Consider the following 17,916-nt stretch of genomic DNA (forward strand, 5'->3'; position numbering starts at 1 on the left):
CCTCTGCTTAACTTTAGTTAACCGGTTACTTCATTTCGGCGAGCGTCGGGAAAGCAGCGTGGTTGCCGACACGGCTGACCTTTACTGCTGCAGCACGATTGGCAAAGTTCACGGCGGCAAGGAAATCATTATGCTGTGAATAATGAACTGCCAGAGCACCTGCAAACACATCGCCCGCGCATACGCTGTCGACCGCATTGACCTTTACCGCATCGATTTCGTATATTTGGCCGTCATGATAAACGACACTGCCGTTGCCGCCCATCTTGACGATGGCGGTTTTCGGACCGAGCTCGACAATCGCCTTTGCGGCTTTGATGGCATCGACGCGATTGTTAACCTTGATGCCGGTAATCTTCTCGGTTTCCTGCTGATTGGGAGTCACACAGTCAGCATATTGCATGGCTTCAGGGAAGTAGTTGTCGGCCGGGGCGGGATCGAGGATGATATACATGCCCTTTCTCCTGCCCTCTTTGAGCGCGGCCATCACCGATTCCTTGCAAGTCTCCAGCTGCAGATCTAGGACAGGAGCGTCAATCTGGCTCATCGCGGTCTTGATATCCTCCTCGGTGGTGGCATTATCCGCGCCCATCGTGCCGAGCATCGTGTTCTCGGAGCTGTCGTCGATTTCGACGATGAACGTTCCTGTCCCCAGCTCCTTGGTCTGCTTGACGAATTTGGTATCGACATTCCACGAAGCCAAATCGTCCAGAATTTGCTTTCCGGCACCGTCATCACCGACACTGCCGAGCATAGCTACTTTCCCACCGAGTTTGGCTGCTGAAACAGCCTGATTCGCGCCTTTGCCGCCAGGAATCATCGTGATGCTTTTGGCGGTGGCGGTATCTCCGTGTTTGGGATATGTTTTGGTGAACGCCTTGATGTCAAGGTGCATGCTGCCGAGAACCACCACATCATATTTCATATTCATTGCTGTATTCCTTCTCGTGCTCCATCACCTGTAGGATTACGCAGTAACCGGTTACGCGACCTTTTTCCGAACGTTGAACGCCAAAAAAGGTATAGCTATCGCCGAGGTACGCATTTTTGATGGAAAAAACGTGCACCTGTGATGGAATTTGTTGTGATTTTTTATTTGATTATTTGATTATGGAACTACCCATTATTGAATTTTTGCAAAGCCGGCTTTAAGACTTTTTGAGAAGCCGCGAATCCGTTCCGGTCGGTCAGCGCGAACCAGCCATAGCCTTGCCGAACAATGCTCGGGTCGCTTTCACGTTGTCGGCCAGCGTAGAACCCTTGCGGAAAATCGCACTGGTCCCGCCGATGAACCTTGTGGCCCCGCGGCGCACGCATTCCGGAATCGTCTCTGCGCCGATATTGCCATCCACCTCAATGGGAATGACAAGACCGTGTTTCGCAATTCGGCTGGACAGATCGCCGATCTTGTCGTACATTGGATCGATGAATTTCTGCCCCGCGAACCCTGGATTGACGGTCATGATGATGACGTAATCGGTGACGTCATAGACATAATCCAGAGCTTCCAGAGGCGTGGCCGGGCTGATCGCCACACCGGCTTCCATGCCAGCCTGGCGGATCGCAGTAAGCGTACCTTGCAGATTGTTCGTGGACTCAGCGTGCACGGCCACTCTATCGGCACCCGCATCGGCAAACATGGAAATGTAGCGCTCGGGCTTATCGACCATCAGATGCATATCCAATGGCTTCTCCGTCATGCCACGCACACTTTTCACCAAATCGGGGCCGAGCGTGAAGTTGGGGACAAACGAACCATCCATGATGTCGATGTGGTAGAAATCAACTCCTGCGGCATCAAGTTGCTTGACATCGCGCTCCAGATTACCCAGATCCGCGCACATCAACGAGGGACCTATCTCACACATTTATAACACTCCTTTATGCGCTCCTTGTCTGAGAAGTGTCACGTATGACAAGGTGCGGCTCAATCACGTTTTTTTGAGGTTTGTTTCCGGCTTCAACGCTTTTCTCGAACATGTCCAACACCAAATCCCCAATGTTTTCGGGAAGTTGGTTGACCGTGCTCAGACGCGGAACCGAATACCTGCTCATTTCGATGTTGTCGTAACCGATTACTCGTATATCTTCAGGAACCCGCAAGCCCACGTCCGCGACCGCTCTCAGTACCCCCAGGGCGATGGCATCGTCAGAACACACAATCCCGTCGATATCCCTGCGAACTTTGAACAAGTCACTGGCTGTCCGATAGCCTTCGGAGACCGAAAAGTCGCTGTAAAGCTTGGCCACATGTGTGGCACTGCATTCGTTGATGGCCTTCAGATAACCTTCATATCGGTCCTCAGAGCTTTTTTCTCCTTGAGGCCCCGAGATGAAGACCAGTCTTGAACTGCGGCCTTCCTGAATCAGATACTTGGTCGCTTGGTAGGAACCGCTTACGTTGTTGACCGCCATTGCTGCATAAGGATGCGAAAAACATGCCCTATCGATCGTCAACGGCACAATCCCGCGGCTGCTGAGAACCTCAAGATCATCCTCATCAACGTAAAGCGAATTGATAATCGCTCCCCGAACTCGAATATTGCACATGAACTTCAGGTAATATTCGACTTTGTCTCGGTCGTCTTCGCTGTTGCACAGATACACGCGATAGCCGTGCGCATCCGCCGCCTTCTCGATGCTGCTGACCAATTCAGCAAAAAAGGGATTGGTCAGATTGGGAACGAGCAAAGCGATAAGGTCCGAAGCCTTCTGCGACAATGTTTTTGCAACGAAATCAGGTTCATAGCCAAGTCTGCTGATTACGGCATTGACCTTTTTTATGGTCTTCTCACTCGCTCCCCCTTTCTGATTGATGATGCGCGATACGGTTGCGGTGGACACTCCGCTCATTTGCGCGATGTCTTTAATCGTTGCCATCATTGCCTTCTAGTCAGGTATCGGATAGGGTCAGGTATCTTCACACTAAACCGGAGTCATGATTTGGCAAGCATCCAACGGGGAATACGGCCAAAATTCAAGATTTGTCAGAGTCGCGGCCGTATTCCAAGTTTTAGGTCATCCGACTGCGACAGGTTCACGCGGGATAAATGAACGTAAACGATTACGTAAAGAGCCCGAACCAGAATCCTTTATCCAAGCCAACAAGGACGGAACCATTGATGTCATCGCAACGCGAGCGCCAACAGTTCTTTTGCTCTTTTGAGACGATTCATCCTTTTCAACTGAACCAGTGGATTCATTGGGCTGAGCAGCCACATCTGCTTCATCTTCTTCAACGGCTTTGGAAGCCATATCAGCAGTCACCGCAACTGTCGGAGTATTGTTCTCACCACGCAGCTTTGCTTCCTTGCGCAACGTATGCACATACCACATGAATAGCCCAACATAAGCGACCAACGCGAGCACGGAGCACAGAATCAGCTTCCAATCAAGCGTCTTCGCCGCATTGCCGAAGAGCAACGCAAGCATCTTTTCGATAGGGTCGGAATCGACGGCGCTGAACATCTCGTTCTTGCCGAGACCAGCAGGGAAGACGCCCATAGCCTTCGAGGTCTGCGTAAGGAACGGCGCGATCAGCGTCGCAGCCCACAGGAAGATCGGGATCATGATGGTGCCGATCAGGGTCATGCGCACGACCTTGCCGCGGGTGCCGATAAGCAGCGCAGGGGCGAGGACGGTGAGAATGATGCCACCCAACGGAAGTACGTTGTTGCCCGGAAGCACCATGGCGATGACCAGAAGAATCGGTGCCAGGATGTTCGCCACCGCCCAGATCTCAGCGCGGGAGGCGAGAATCGGCCAGTCGATGGCAACGTAGAGCTTGCGGCCGTGCATCCTGCGCTCCATGAAGGAGGTGATGCCTTCCGAAAGCGGTTCGATGGCTGGGGCGAACCAATCGCCCACGATGCCGAAAAGTTCGAGAGCAACACCCGCGGTGAACGCCAGCGTGAAGATATGCGGGGCATCCTGACGGCCGAGCAGACCGACGAACACGCCAAGGTACGCACCAATCGCACCCTTACTGCCAAGGAAACCGATTTTCTTGTTAAGCGTTTCCGCATCGAAATCGAACTTGTCGATGAAGGGGAAGATCTTGCTGATCAGCCTGTCGAGTAGCACCACGATAGGCGTGACCAACAGCTCGGGGTGCGCAGTCGTGGTGATATTCGTATCGTCGTAGCCGAGCAGATCGTTGATAGTCGGCTTCATTGCATCGGCGTTGAACAGCATCAGTGCATAGATGAAGACCACGAAGATCGACATCAGGAAGAAATTGCCACCCGAGCTCCAGTTGATGAGCAAGCCGAGAATCGATACGTTCCAGATGTTGAACAGATCGACGTTCAGCGTGTTGGTGGCCTTGAGCGCCAGCATCACGAGGTTGGTGATGATACAGATGAACGCGAAATACAGCGTATACAGCGAACTCCACGTAATCACCGCGATTGGGGCCCAGCCCAGATCGCTGATTGACAGGTGCAGGCCGGTGAAGGAGACGAATGCCTTCAATGCCGGACCAAATGCTGTGGTCAGCAATGAAATCACAGCGCTCATGCCGGTCAGGGCCATCGCCATACGCAGACCGCCCTCGAACGCCCTGCTTAGTTTGACGCCAAATGCCAGCGACAGCAGAGTGATGATGATGAACATCATCGCCGCTCCGCCCAGGCTGATGAACCAATTGAAACCTTGGTCCAATGCGCCTACAATTTTGGAGAAATCCATTGATACCTACCTCCTCGTAGAGCTTTCTCTATCTCTTCGTTGGTTTTCCGCCGGTTTTCCTTTACGTAACCGGTTACGTAAATAACACTATATGCCACTTTTTGAAAATTGCAAGCTGAGCAGCAAATTTCTTGATATAAGACTTATAAAACGGCTCTATTACAACGTTTTATTTCGTTCAAAAAAATATAAATGAAGTGTCGAAGAGAATAAATCACAAAATAAATAACGATAAATTACGAAACCGATTACTCTATATTTGCGTGACTAGTATAAAGACGACAAAGCCCTGTCGGTTATTTCTCATCAACGCAGTCGAAGAATTATGACTTACCGCGACAACATAGCCGATATGGGTTTCACGATGTTTCCCATTCGTCGCTTCTTGTCTTAGCACATAATCGTTGTACTCATTATTTGCGATTTCCCTACACCGTTTATCGGTATGAGCCATCAACACATTTCTCTAACGGTTTTACGATTTAGCACCGATTAAATCCGAATATCCCTTGGAATAACCGCCTACGCTATCCTCCAAAGGCCCGGAACTTCCGTTTTTATTCAGCGTGACATATACACACAAATCATTTCTGCGATTTACATAAAGTGTGAGATTGATGCCACCCATAGGATTATGTCGAATACTTTTGTCGTCGATTTGATATGTATGAATTTTCCCCTTCTCGGTAAAAGCGCTTGGATCATCATACTTAAAAATATCCCTGTATATCTTGTCGGCTTCTTTGCTATACACAACGTCGTGCATCCACTGCTCTTGATCATGATGATATTTGGCCGCAATCCCACCAATCGCCACGGCAACGGCAAGCACACACGCCACAACAATCAACACGATCTTGCCACTACGGCGCATACCCCATCACCTTCCTGCAAATCAATATATAACCAAAAACGATAGTACAAGAAACGTTTGCGTTCAGTCAGCTTCACCGCCACTACCTTGATGCAGATGCGGATAGGCCTTGTCCAGCATTTTCTCCAATTTTGCAGAATTTCCACCGCCGCCATCTTCCAAAGGTCCGGTGCCGCCGTTTCTCTCCAGAGTGAAGAAGACATACAAAGATTGATCGTTATTGACGTAAGCAGTCACGTCGATACCGCCCATTGGATTATGTGTAATTTTCCGTTCATCAATGGTATAAGAACGGATAACACCTTGGGGCGTAAAGGCTTTCGGGTCCATCTTTTTTAAAGTTTTTCTGAATATCTTGTCGGCTTCTTTGCTATACGCAACGCTGCGCATCCACTGCTCTTGATCGTGATGATATTTGGCCGCAATCCCACCAATCGCCACAGCAACGACAAGCACACACGCCACAACAATCAACACGATCTTGCCGGCATGGCCTCTACGGCCGCCTGAATCCACCATAATTCCGCTCATTCTGGGCGAACTTTCGTAGCTTCATCCTGCATTGTTTGCTTGGCCTGAGTCGCCCACTCACCTTTGGCACCGCCGTCAATATTATCGGCATAGCTGCTCCAATCATCAGCTACCGAGCGAAGAAACGCATTCTTGTCACGTTCGTTCTGGTTGACGTTAATCGAGGCGAGACTTGTATGCCATGGAGCCACAACGTCCTTGATAATACCCGTCTCTGCTTGTTTGAGGCATCTGTTGAGCATCGCCTGCGCCTCCGCACCAGCCTGTTCACAACTTTTTTTCGCCCCATTCCAGAGCCGATCGGCCTCCGCCGTGGCCTGATCCCAGAAATTAGTCATTGTTCCCTCTCGCCCGTCTGCGGTTATCTTCTTCCCCGCGCTCAAAAGCCCGCTCACATTCGCGATGAGACTGGGCAAGCTGTTCACGGACGTCATCGATATAACGAAGTTTTTCGTTGACCACGACTTCACCGTTCTGCCGATTCTGCTCGATCACCGTTAAGGCTTTTTCGATGGCATCGCCGGAATCACCATCTCCCTTATTCCGATAGCGTTCGCTGCAAAGTCGCCGCACCAGACTTCATCTGCGGCGTAGGGTTTCCGCCGATTATAGACCCGACCGCTAGGGGAGCATCATTCTGGACCCAATCGTTCCAAGCGTTTCCGGTATCCCCCTTGAAATCAGTAGACGATCCTTGATAGAGAACGGTGACATGCTTTACGTCACTGGGTTTATAGCCATTGGCAGTTGGATCGGCGTCAACGATAATGTACGAGTTTTCGCCTGTTGATTGGTCATAATGCACTTCTGCCACGTAGCCAACTCGAGCGCCACTATCCGTCTTTACCTCGCTACCAAACGTATAGTCGTTATACTCATCATTCGCAATAGAGACTCTATCTTCATCAGTGAAAGCCATGCATACCCTCGATTCCAGCTAAAATCAGTTATTACGAAACGGACGGCCCACTTGTACCTTTTTGTTCATTCTTCAAAAGTTTTCCGAGTGCAGCCGAGTTACCTCCCCCGCCGCCCTTCAACGCACCAGTTTCAATGTTTTTATCAAGAGAAAAATACACATATAGGTCCGGATTGTCATTAATAATAAGGACCCCTAATATTCCTCCCATAGGACTATGTTTAATGCTCTTGTCGTCAACTTTATAAGACTGGATGACGCCGTCTTTAGAAAAAGCCTTTGAATCATATTGAGTTACCAACGTGTCTCTAAATACCTTGTCAGCTTCTTTGCTATACACAACGCTACGCATCCACTGCTCTTGATCGTTATGACGCTTGACCACGATTCCCCCAATCACTACGGCAACAGCAAGCACACATGCCACAACAATCAACACGACCTTGCCACTATGGCTTTTTTGAACACCTTGCATACTAGCTACCATATCATCATTAATTATCAATAAGCATTAAAACACAATAACGCCTATAGGGTTCCCTCTACTCAACTAATCGTCAAGCATAAAGCCGCTGCCACGAAATAACACCTTTTATATCGATTCAGATGTACGACCAGCAGAGCTGCGCCCCATCACCCACGCTCACGCAGCGCGGTCAGCGCCCAAAGAATCGAGACGACGTCGATGGCCTCCTGCATGAAAGCGCCGACCACCACCGGGATGAGATCGAAGGCGGCGGCGACCATGCAGACCAGCGCGAGGCCGAGACCGGTGACCACGGCCTGCAGCATGGTGCGCTTGGTCTGGCGGGCGATGGCCACGGCCTTGGGCACGTCTGCGATGTCGTCGTTCATGATGACCACTTGCGCCGTTTGCGAGGCGGCAGTAGAGGTGCCGTCGGTCATGGCGATGCCGATATCGGCCGCAGCCAGAACGGGCGCATCGTTGACGCCGTCGCCGACCATCACCGAAATCGGACGCGGTTTGGGTTGGCCGGAAAGCCGGTCAAGGAATGCTTCGATTTTCGACGGATGCTGCAGAGGCTCTTGCGAAGCCTCTTTGACGGCGGATACTTTATCTTGCGGGAGCAGATCTGCACGAACGTCATCGATACCAACCTCGCCGGCAATCACATCGGCCGAGCTGCGGGAGTCTCCGGTCAACATCGTCACCTTGCCGATGCCCATGGAACGTAGGCATTGCAACGATTCGCGAGCATTATCTCGTGGCACGTCACGCAACACGATACGGGCGGCAAGAATGCCGTCGACCGAAACGTACGCCACCATTTCGTCAGCCGAACGCGGCTTGAATTGCGAGGTCGGGAACGCCTCATCCGAAGACAATACAGAATTTGAATCTTGGAAAAGCGACGAATCCATGGCCCTCTTGGTTTCAAGTCGGCCGACACCGTTATCATCACTCGCGCTCATTACGAAATTCAACCGCCCGACGCGAACCGTATGGCCTTCGACCATGCCCTGAACGCCGTTGCCGGCATCCTCATGAACCCCTTTGACCACGGGGAAAGCCGTGCGACCGTTGTGCAACTTCTTCGACGCGGCGGCTCCGGCGGCCACGATGCCTTGCGCGAGGATATGCACCGAATATGTCTCCACCACCGCTGCAAGTTCGACAATGATGTCCTTTATATATTGTGCGGAATTTGACTCCGCCTTTTCTGCATCGAAATCGAGCACCACCGGCAACCGCTTACGCGCGGCTTGCGGCACATCCACCCGCACGACTTGCGGTTTCGTGACGGTGAGCGTTCCCGTTTTGTCGAAGAAGATATGCGAAACCTTGCCGAGATTCTCCAGAACCTCCTGCGTTTTCGTCAGAATTCCGGCCTTCGCAAGCCTTCCGGTTCCCGCCATATACGCCACTGGAGCGGCGATGAGCAGCGGGCAGGGCGTGGCCAGTACCAGCACCTGCGCGAAGCGTTCCGGAGTGCCGGAAGCGATCCAAGCAACGATGCCGATGACCAAGGAAATGATGGTAAACGGCACCGCGAGCACGTCGGCGGTTTTGACCACGGGCGCACGCGAGGAACGCGCGGAATCGACCAGCTGCATGGTCTGCTGGTACTGCGAATCCTTGGCCAACTGCGTGGCGCGAATCACGATCATCGTCGAGCCGTTGATCGCCCCGGACATCACGCGAGCGCCCGCAAACACGGTACGCGGCAACGGTTCACCGTTGATGGCACTCAGGTCGAGCGTCGCCGTTCCGCTCAGCAACTTGCCATCGACGGGAATCGTCTCGCCGGGCAAGACCACCAGCACGTCGCCCAAGGCAACCTGATCGACAGGAACCGTATGGAAATGCGCGTCCTGAGCGGCTTGCGATTCCATGATTTTCACGGCTTGCGAGTTGCGCGCCAACGAACCCCCGATAAACGTGTGCCGCGCCAACGAACCTGCCGGCTGCACACGTCGGCTCTGAGAACCAGTCTGCGAACTTCCAGCCCCATCCTTGGCTACGGACGCAAGTTCGCAACTGCAATCATTCACGTCGATTCTGCATACATTATTTTCCAGATCTCGCACGTCCACTTGCGGCAGCGCGGCAGCCAAAGTTGCTCGGAAGCCATCGGCCAAACGTTTGTTGTTATCGGCAAATAATGCTGTAAGATGCGCTTTTCGGGTATCGGCGTCCTCGTTCGTTTTAGAAGCTTCGCTTGGAACCCCCGCACCCCCATCGTTCAAGGCCGCACCGACTCCCGGCAAATCGGAGATATGCGCCATCTGCGGAGCGGCGGCAATCAAGGCGCTCAGATTGCCTTCGGCTCTGGTCTGCGCAAATTCCTCGATGGCTTCGCCCGACCAAATCATCAGGACCACGGCCCAGCTGGCCCAGTATTCTTGTACTCCCAGCGTCGAGAGCAACGCCAAGATCGCCAGCACGTCAATGCCCACGTGACCAGCTTTGAGTGAGGCGATCATGCCGCGAATCGAGTCGAAAACCGAATACGCAACGAGCAGCACCACGATGAGCTGACCGACCGAAGGATTGAACACGAACGGCCCAATATGCCAAGCCTCAGCGTCGGGCGGAGCGACCACGAAATTGCCGGTATCAAGTGCCCCGACACCGTTAAACCAAGGCCGATAATTCCAAAATAACGCCACGAAAATCGCAGCCACAATAGTAATGGGAAGCATTGGTACTTGCCGGCAGATGTCGCCGATTCTGCGAATAATCCGCATGATTCTCCTTGCGCGTGTACTGCCCGGCCGCACAAGTTGCGCGACCAAGCAAGTTGGTCACGCCTTGTTAACCCACCGGCGGCGCTAACAAACCCCCGATACACGGCGTAAAGATATTGAAATACAGTATATCGGAACCGCACGGACAATCAGTCCCAAAAACTCATGCGGGTCGCAGGGCCGCAAGCCGAAGCCAACGGCCCAAGCACATCACCGGATTCTCATTGTCGCGCGTTGTATCGCGACCTCTTGAGCCAACAAATCAGAATTCCCAAAGCCGCAGTCAGCAAGGCAACCGTCACAATCACAGACGTCTCGGTTCCGGTCTTCGCCAGCGTCTTTTTCATCGGCCGCAACCGGGCAGAGGCACCGTTTCTGCGAACCGGATTCAGCGAAACCGGCCCATTGGCACTGCCGAGCACCGGCTTAGACGGCATGGCTCCGCCACCGTTACCGTTACCATTGCCAGAGCCAAGCCCGTGCGTGCCGCCATTGCCGGAACCGGAACCTGGCCCAGGCACACCAGGCGTATGCCCGTTACCGTTACCAGGCCCGGGCACACTGGACTCATGGCCGCCGATACCCAGTCCAGACGAAGCAGGCGTGTACTTGTTGGTGAAAGTCGCAGTGCGGACGCTGGCGCCACTGGCATCGCTCAACGTCGCAGTGACATGGCGGGTGAAATCGACGTAATCATCATAGGTCACAATCGTCAGCACATACTCGGTGGGAGTGCCCGGAGCCGGAGTGACACGCGCATGATGGTCCGTACTGTCCTCGGTGATCTTGTATCTGAACGTGTAGTGAGCCGGCGATGGGAGCGTGAACTTGGAGGCGTCGACGAGAACCGTCTTCCGCCCGGCAGCGCTGCCCAAGCCTCCCACACGGACGCTGGAAGGCACCGCTTGCCCCTCGCCGGCGGCCGGCGCGCCGCCGATGGGAGCGATATTGAACCGGTATTGCTCGCCAGGCAACCAATCACGGCCCAGAAGCCTCTTGACGACGACGAAACCGGTTTCTCCGGCATCCAAGGGGCCGACGAGTCCTTCGTTCTCATAGTCATCTTCGTAAGTCGGACTGACCATTCTCGCCAATGACGGTATGCCGGCGATGGCGATGGATCCGTGCTCGTCGGCCTTGCTGTTGATGGTCCTGTCGCCGCCGACATGGGCGGTGGTGGGCGTCAGACCTCTCGGCCCGTTGACGCGCACGCGATACCCCGACCCGGACGAGACGTCGTCGAACCTATAGTTGCCATGGCTGTCGGTCACGCCCTGCAGCGGATGGCCACCCGTATCCGTGACGATACGGCCCGAACCGTCGACCAACTTCACCGACGCGTTGGGTACGACGGGCTCGCCGGGATCGTTGAGTCCGTTCTGGTTGGAGTCGTACCACACCGTGCCGCTGACAATGCGGTTGCAGGTCTGGGTCAGCGCGATGACGTTGTTGGCACCATCGGCCCACTGCTGCTCGTAAAAATCTCCTGCCTTGTTATTTCGTGGCTTCAACGTGGTGTCGATAAGCAGACTGGAGCCGGCGGGCAGCGTCGGAAGCTCAAACGCCATGGCCGTGACACCTCTGGAAGGCATGGTAAACGACCTGCTGAAATCGATGCGAACCAAGTCGTCGGCGCCGTCGGGAACGACATCAGCCGTCTTCCAGATATCCGCGTGCGTATCGATTTGCATACGGGTGATGTCCGCCGGGCTCACACCCGCTCCCTGCAGGCTCGTATCGGTGGAATAACGCACCACCAAGCCACTCAGTGAGGCACTGCCCTGCGCCTTGATGCGCACACTCTGGATCTGGTAGGTGCCGTGGAAGGTGGATAGGCTGTCGTTGCCGCCATGGTGCGGCATAATCTCCACGGAGAAGGGATCGGCTTTGCTGCTCTGCGAATAATTGCCGAACATCGAACGATAGACGAACGGATGCCCGATTTCGTTAATCAGTGTCTTCGCTCGCGTGGCAAGCCCTGCTTCCCGGAGCTTGGAGACGCCCATGCTCGCCGAGCTCAAGGTTCCCTTCGCGTTGTTCGGCGAAACATGGTAGCCGTCAGAGGAGATGGACGCACTGACCGTAAAGTGGTCGTTGTTCTTCGCGTCGTGGCTGGAGTCATCCTCGTTGCCGATTGTGGTGCTGAAATGGATGGTCCGGTCGCGGCTGTCGCGCGGAATATCCGGAACATGCCAGACGAGGGTGGTGGTGCCGTTCGGGTTATTGGTGACAGACGGCTCGAAGTCCGTGCCGCCGATCACCGTACCGGCATCAGGCGTGTGCTCCGTGTAGATACCGTCGAGCTTGGATGAATTCGCCAGATAATGCAGGCCGACCGGCAAGGTGGCGGTGACGACGGCATTGCTGGTGCCTCTTCCGCTGATGCTGCGGATTCTGGCGCCAATCGCCCAATCCACCGTACGTTGCCGATTGTCGAGGTCGAACTCGGACTTGGGATTCCCGCCCGACCGCTGCGCGACGGAGATGTCGACCGCCGGCTGCTCGCCTGCCACATAGAGCGCATCGCCCCACTGACGTTCGTGGGTGCCGGAGCCTGCCAGATAGCCAGCAGCGGTGTATGACGGCTTTACGTATGGCTTCCGTTGGAATATATCGGTATCGACGGCACCTTGCAGATGGTCGTTGAAATACCAATCCATCGGGTTTTGGGTCATGGTCCAATCGGCCCAATCGGAGTCCTGGCCTTCGACGGAAAGGGACAGACCCTTCGCGGTCTTCATCTGTTGGCGCGTATACATGTAGCTGATGGCGCTGAGCTGGGCCACCGAGCCGTCCGGAGCGTCCCTGCGAACCGTCGCGCGGATATTGCCCATGCTGAATTTGGTCTCGATGCCTGCGCTGCGGCTGTATGCCGGCTGGTTGGAGGCGAGCAGGACGCCGACGATGGTGCCGTGGCTCTGGGCTTCGGCCTTTGAATTGTAATACCTAAGGTCGCCGAGCACGGCGGTGCGTTCCTCGGTGTCGTTGGTCCATCCCAGGCCATTCGGCTTGACCGCGTATTTGGCCTTGACCGGGGTGGCACGGTTGAAGAAGGGATCGGGATCATTCCAACTGTGGAAGAACCCGGTTTTCCCCGCATCCCCGCCGGAGCCGCCGGAGCCTCCGGCATCAAGATGATTTTCGTCCGCCAGATCGATGACCGTCGGATCGATCTTGATGAGCATCATGTGCCCGACAGGCAGTTTTGCATCGGGTTGCTGGAATACGTATGTGGCCGAAATGCGGATGGGATCGCCCGGAGTGGCCACATCGGTGTCTTTGCGGTTGTCGTCGCCCGTCCAGCCAGCGCAATCGAGGCCGTTTTCCTCATAGGCGCGATCGGTGGCGCAGCCATAGGCATAGAACGGCGAGACGGAACCCGGAACGACGAGGCTGAACCTGTCCGGCCGCCAGTTGTCGTTATTGACCGTACTGCCGTCAGTATTGTGGTCGTTGACCGCCTGATTGCTTCGATCGGAACCGGAAGTGTTGGAAGCCACGCCGCTGACATCGGTGTAGCTCATGCCACCTTCATCGGCATGAAGAGTCACGGTGACACCGGATCCATAAGCCGCCTGGAGTTGACTGTCGGTTTTATCGACGGGATGGAAAAGATAGAGATAACCGGTGGAGATCTCACCGACATTCTGGACGGTGCAACCGTCATCCATAAACTCGCTGCTGCACGTCGCACCGGCTTGAGGGGAACTCCCCTGCTTTGGCCAGAATGGGCCGATGTCATAACCGCTGAGCGTGAAATGATAGGCGCTGTAGTCGCTGCCGATCTCCTGGGTGACCTGGTAGTCGCCGTTGTCGTAGGTCCTGTTGTGGTCGCTGTTGTCGGTATGGGTGCGGAAACCCCCGGCAATCTTGTAATTGTCCGAGCGCGGCACGTAGTTCTGGGTGTCGTTGTTGAGTTCCCTGCCCGGGGTCGACGGCGTCGCCTGTTGCGCGGCAGCGTCCGCATGGCTCATGGTCGGCGTCGTCACCGGCGCCAGTCCCCAGAATCTGGATTGCACGTCCGCTCCGTCGTCGGCGACGTCTCCGTTGTCCTTGTTCCACTTGTCGGTGGTGCTCAGGTTGAAGGTGATCGGCCCTTGCGGGGCTTCCAGGCCTTTCATCCCCTTGCCACGGACGATATCGGCATTGGGCCAGCGCAGATCGACGGCCCAGGGCATGCCCGTGATGTAGCCACGCTTCTTGCCCAGACCGTAATTGATCTGGCCTGCAGCTTCCGGCTTGTCGAAATCGAATTTTCTGATGGGCGAGGCTTGGGTGACAGTGGAATCACCGGCGAAATTGCCGATGCGGATATCAAGGCTCGTCTTGGCGCTGATGGTCAGCGTGCGTGGCGTATCGGTTTTGCCGACGGTGTCACCGGTATATTCCGAACGCGCGTTGACGCTCGGCGTAAGCGTCTGGCCGTTGAGCATGACGTTGATCTTAAGAACGATGGTCACCGTGGCGGTGCCCGGCGCAACGTAGGTGCCCGGCCGGGAGGCGGTGGTGTGGCGCCAGAAGACGTAGTCTTGCGAACCGTCGGGATTGTCTGTATGGGTGCTGGGATATTGCGGATTCCGATCGATCCAGTTCATGTCATTGGTGTCCAACACCGCTTTGTTCTTGTCGACCGGGATGTGGACGTCGAAACGCACGTGAGCGTCACGATAATAGTCCATCGGGGACTGCGGGGTAAGCGTGTAATCGTAATCGTAGGTGACTTTGTCGAAAGAACGGACGATGGCATTACTGGCGCTGGAATCGTCACCGGGATTGTCGTCGGAGTCGAAGGGCGCCTGGCCGGTGTGCATGCTGTCAAGGCTGAGCCCGGTGACGGTGATGTTGTCGGCGGCGGTGGCGACATCATGGGAGACGATAGTGCCTCCTCTGACTAGCGGCACGCCCGCCTTGGAACCACCATCGGCTTGTTTGGCTGAGGAGTTGCCGCTGCTGGCTTTGCCGAGATCCGATACCGATGAACCACCGTTCTGTTGCGGATTCGGCTGCGAAACCGGCTGCAAAACCGCCGACTTGTCGTTCAGCGAACCGCGAATCGATTGGCTGCCGGCGACGGAAGCAGAACCTTGCCGTTGCGCATTGCGGGAATCAACGACGATCTGGCTTCCCGTCTGCGAGGAGACCTGAGACGTTTCATTGCCAGGTGACGGATCGGAGGGCGACGACACCGATGCCTGCTCGTCATTGTTTCCAATCGCATTCGGCGCGCAGATCGCAGAGGGAGCGAACATTCCCAACGCGACGACACCGCTAACCACACTGACTAAAATATGCACAAATTTAAAGCGCGACAAAATAAATTCAGTCTTTCCAAATTCCCCAATTTTGCCAAAGGTTGCATTACCTTTTAACGACGACTGAATTATATATTAAAAATAAGACACATGAGTAATAAATGTCTTATTTATTTCTAAGCTAAATTCGCCCTCCCGACCGCAAAATGTGCCCACAAAATATAAATGGTTCCGGACTATTCCAAAATGCGGAATAACCCGGAACCAATCACAGACTCCGGCATCTGCACATCAGCCGGCAGGCCGAATCAGCGGCCTCGCTTTACCAGAAACCGAAGGGGTCGAAGAGGCCGCCGCCGTCTCCGTTGCTGTTGCCGCCTTGGCCGTTTTGACCCTGCCCGTTCTGGCCGTTGCTGTTCTGCTTCTGGTTTTCGGAACGGTTGCTGCCCTTGACGCTGCTTTCCTTCTGGTCGAGGGTGACGTCGACGTCCATGGTCTTGTGGTCGCGCACGATGGTGAGCTTCACCTTGTCGCCAAGGCTCGCCGCGCGGACGTAGCCGAGCAATGCAGAGCTGCTGCCGACCGCCTGGCCATTGAAGGCCACCACGGTGTCGTTGGCCTTGAGGCCGGCCTTGTCCGCCGGGCTTCCCTTGACAACGGCCGCGCCACCGCCGGCAGGCGAGGTAATCTGTGCGCCGCCGCGGGTGATGCCGTCGGACTCGGCGTTCGCGGACTTGATGGTCACGCCGAGCATGGCATGATCGACGGAGCCCTTCGAGACGATCTGATCGGCCACGCGCTTGACGAGGTTCGACGGGATCGCGAAGCCGATGCCGATGGAGCCGGACTGGCCGGAAGACGAGGAAGCGGAGGCGATCGAGGAATTGATGCCAATGACCTGGCCGGCCACGTTGAAGGTCGGGCCGCCCGAGTTGCCGGGGTTGATGGCCGCATCGATCTGCACCGCGTTGGTCACGATTTCGGAATTGTTGTCGTCCATCACGGAGACCGGGCGGTTCAGCGCCGAGACGATGCCGGTGGTGGCGGTGTCGTCGTAACCCAGCGGGTTGCCGACGGCCATCACATTCTCGCCGACCGCAAGCTTGCTGGAATCCGCGAATTGCACCGGCTTAAGGCCGTTCGGAGCGCCTTCCAATTGGATTACGGCGAGATCGGTGGTGTTGTCTGAGCCAACGACATCGGCCTTATACATCTGGCCATTGGAAAGCGTGACCTGGATGTTGGTGCCGCCGGAGACGACGTGGTTGTTGGTGACGATATGGCCCTTGTCATCGATAATCGCGCCGGAGCCCTTGGCTATGCCCTGGCTGACCTGCGTGGTAATGGAGACCACGGAATTGGAGACCTGCGAAGAGACGGCAGCCCAGTCCGGGGCCTGGCCGCCCTTGACGGTGGCGGAGCCGGAACCGGATTTGTTGGAAGTGATGCCCGACATGGTGCTGGAGGCCGGCACAGTGACCCACCCCTTGGAAATCCCGAGGTAGCCGATTCCCAAGCACAGCGCTGCGGTGATCACGGCCGCGACAATGGCCGTGATGATATTGCTGTGCGACTTGGGTTCCGCGTAACCGTTTCCGTAGCCGCCGCCCTGCGCGTTCGGCCCGCCGAAGTTGCCGCCATTGGGGCCATCGGGCTGGCCGGGACCACCGTTGTAAGGGCCTCCGTTGCCGTTCTGCCCATTGCCGCCGTTCTGGCCAGTATTCGGATTCTGGCCGGCACCGCCGAAGATACCGTTCCACGGCATGCTCGGGGCGTTGGCTGGAGCGTTGACGCCAGGCGCGTTCGAGGAAGAGGCATTGTCCGCACCGAATGGCGCGTTCCCATTGCCCAAGTTACCGCCGTTGTCGTTATTGCCGATGTGATCAGGCAGCGGACCATAGGCGCCGTACTCCGGAGCCGGACGGTATGCCCCGGCATCGCTGCTCGGGTTGCTCGCATTGCCGAAATTCACCAGGTCGGAAGTTCCATAGGGATTGTCCGAAGGGGTGCCGGCAGAGGTGGTATCCGTTGAATTCGCGTCGTCAGGCCGGTATCCGGTCGAGAACACTTCCGTCGGCGTGCCATTGGAGGCACCGTCTGGCACGCTGCTGGAATCCGCGTTCGGTTCGCTATTGAAGCCCCGCGTATCTTGCCCGGGCTGCGTCGGTTGCGTGGCATCCGTCTGGTTCTCGCCCGATGCGGCCGCGTCATTGCCGCTTCCCGCCGCTTCATCCGTGTGAGCGCTGCCGAGAAAGTCCGGCAAATCCGGTGTTATATTCATATTGTCTTGATTGGGACGTGCAGGCTGACCGCTGCTCCACTCGTCTTTATTGTCTTCAGCCATTGCTGCTCCTTATTTCCTCCAACGGGTATGCCATCGGCGACGTCCGTCACGAAAGCCACCCCTGAGCCTTAATAATGAGTAAAGACACCCGGTCTGG

The 17,916-nt window shown here is 55.5% G+C and carries 13 protein-coding genes; all 13 read right to left on the minus strand.

Going from position 1 to position 17,916, the window contains the following annotated elements; genetic code table 11:
• Positions 1-25 precede the first annotated feature (25 nt).
• The 13 genes from OZX62_RS09635 to OZX62_RS09695 all read right to left on the minus strand — a co-directional run bounded on the left by OZX62_RS09635 (position 26) and on the right by OZX62_RS09695 (position 17,819).
• Positions 26-931, minus strand: coding sequence for a ribokinase (locus OZX62_RS09635; RefSeq protein WP_277175963.1), 906 nt, complete (start codon positions 929-931; stop codon positions 26-28).
• 256 nt (positions 932-1,187) lie between these two features.
• Positions 1,188-1,868: a ribulose-phosphate 3-epimerase gene (gene rpe / locus OZX62_RS09640; protein WP_277175964.1), complete on the minus strand. Its 681-nt coding sequence runs from the start codon at positions 1,866-1,868 to the stop codon at positions 1,188-1,190.
• Positions 1,869-1,881: 13 nt separating this feature from the next.
• Positions 1,882-2,883 carry a LacI family DNA-binding transcriptional regulator gene (locus OZX62_RS09645; RefSeq protein WP_277175965.1) on the minus strand — a complete coding sequence of 334 codons (1,002 nt, stop codon included), beginning with the start codon at positions 2,881-2,883 and terminating at the stop codon, positions 1,882-1,884.
• 135 nt (positions 2,884-3,018) lie between these two features.
• Positions 3,019-4,689 (minus strand): PTS transporter subunit IIC, encoded by a 1,671-nt coding sequence (locus OZX62_RS09650; RefSeq protein ID WP_277175966.1) that lies wholly within the window; start codon positions 4,687-4,689, stop codon positions 3,019-3,021.
• 475 nt (positions 4,690-5,164) lie between these two features.
• On the minus strand, positions 5,165-5,563 hold the full coding sequence (locus tag OZX62_RS09655) for a DUF1310 family protein (RefSeq protein WP_277175967.1): 399 nt from the start codon (positions 5,561-5,563) through the stop codon (positions 5,165-5,167).
• A gap of 63 nt (positions 5,564-5,626) precedes the next feature.
• Positions 5,627-6,082, minus strand: coding sequence for a DUF1310 family protein (locus OZX62_RS09660; RefSeq protein WP_277175968.1), 456 nt, complete (start codon positions 6,080-6,082; stop codon positions 5,627-5,629).
• An 8-nt stretch (positions 6,083-6,090) separates the two neighbouring features.
• Complete coding sequence (locus tag OZX62_RS09665) at positions 6,091-6,432, minus strand: hypothetical protein (protein WP_277175969.1); 342 nt, start codon at positions 6,430-6,432, stop codon at positions 6,091-6,093.
• The gene (locus tag OZX62_RS09670) at positions 6,425-6,589 is read right to left on the minus strand and encodes a hypothetical protein (RefSeq protein ID WP_277175970.1); all 165 of its coding nucleotides are present in this window, start codon (positions 6,587-6,589) and stop codon (positions 6,425-6,427) included. The genes OZX62_RS09665 and OZX62_RS09670 overlap by 8 nt, the downstream gene beginning before the upstream one ends.
• 43 nt (positions 6,590-6,632) lie before the next feature.
• Entirely contained in the window at positions 6,633-7,013 is a 381-nt protein-coding gene (locus tag OZX62_RS09675) for a hypothetical protein (protein ID WP_277175971.1), read from the minus strand.
• Between the two features lie 31 nt (positions 7,014-7,044).
• The gene (locus OZX62_RS09680; protein WP_277175972.1) at positions 7,045-7,488 is read right to left on the minus strand and encodes a DUF1310 family protein; all 444 of its coding nucleotides are present in this window, start codon (positions 7,486-7,488) and stop codon (positions 7,045-7,047) included.
• A 158-nt stretch (positions 7,489-7,646) separates the two neighbouring features.
• Positions 7,647-10,178 carry a heavy metal translocating P-type ATPase gene (locus OZX62_RS09685; protein WP_277175973.1) on the minus strand — a complete coding sequence of 844 codons (2,532 nt, stop codon included), beginning with the start codon at positions 10,176-10,178 and terminating at the stop codon, positions 7,647-7,649.
• A 266-nt stretch (positions 10,179-10,444) separates the two neighbouring features.
• Entirely contained in the window at positions 10,445-15,499 is a 5,055-nt protein-coding gene (locus OZX62_RS09690) for an SdrD B-like domain-containing protein (protein WP_277175974.1), read from the minus strand.
• Between the two features lie 298 nt (positions 15,500-15,797).
• Positions 15,798-17,819 (minus strand): trypsin-like peptidase domain-containing protein, encoded by a 2,022-nt coding sequence (locus tag OZX62_RS09695; protein WP_277175975.1) that lies wholly within the window; start codon positions 17,817-17,819, stop codon positions 15,798-15,800.
• Between the last annotated feature and the right edge of the window lie 97 nt (positions 17,820-17,916).

Source organism: Bifidobacterium sp. ESL0690 (assembly GCF_029392315.1).
In the GTDB taxonomy this organism is placed as follows: domain Bacteria; phylum Actinomycetota; class Actinomycetes; order Actinomycetales; family Bifidobacteriaceae; genus Bifidobacterium.

Coding starts and splice junctions, on each gene's coding strand:
- OZX62_RS09665 (WP_277175969.1), bottom strand. CDS start 6,432: ATGACTAATTTCTGGGATCAGGCCACGGCGGAGGCCGATCGGCTCTGG.
- OZX62_RS09695 (WP_277175975.1), bottom strand. CDS start 17,819: ATGGCTGAAGACAATAAAGACGAGTGGAGCAGCGGTCAGCCTGCACGT.
- OZX62_RS09655 (WP_277175967.1), bottom strand. CDS start 5,563: ATGCGCCGTAGTGGCAAGATCGTGTTGATTGTTGTGGCGTGTGTGCTT.
- OZX62_RS09675 (WP_277175971.1), bottom strand. CDS start 7,013: ATGGCTTTCACTGATGAAGATAGAGTCTCTATTGCGAATGATGAGTAT.
- OZX62_RS09650 (WP_277175966.1), bottom strand. CDS start 4,689: ATGGATTTCTCCAAAATTGTAGGCGCATTGGACCAAGGTTTCAATTGG.
- OZX62_RS09645 (WP_277175965.1), bottom strand. CDS start 2,883: ATGATGGCAACGATTAAAGACATCGCGCAAATGAGCGGAGTGTCCACC.
- OZX62_RS09680 (WP_277175972.1), bottom strand. CDS start 7,488: ATGCAAGGTGTTCAAAAAAGCCATAGTGGCAAGGTCGTGTTGATTGTT.
- rpe (WP_277175964.1), bottom strand. CDS start 1,868: ATGTGTGAGATAGGTCCCTCGTTGATGTGCGCGGATCTGGGTAATCTG.
- OZX62_RS09685 (WP_277175973.1), bottom strand. CDS start 10,178: ATGCTTCCCATTACTATTGTGGCTGCGATTTTCGTGGCGTTATTTTGG.
- OZX62_RS09635 (WP_277175963.1), bottom strand. CDS start 931: ATGAATATGAAATATGATGTGGTGGTTCTCGGCAGCATGCACCTTGAC.
- OZX62_RS09660 (WP_277175968.1), bottom strand. CDS start 6,082: ATGGTGGATTCAGGCGGCCGTAGAGGCCATGCCGGCAAGATCGTGTTG.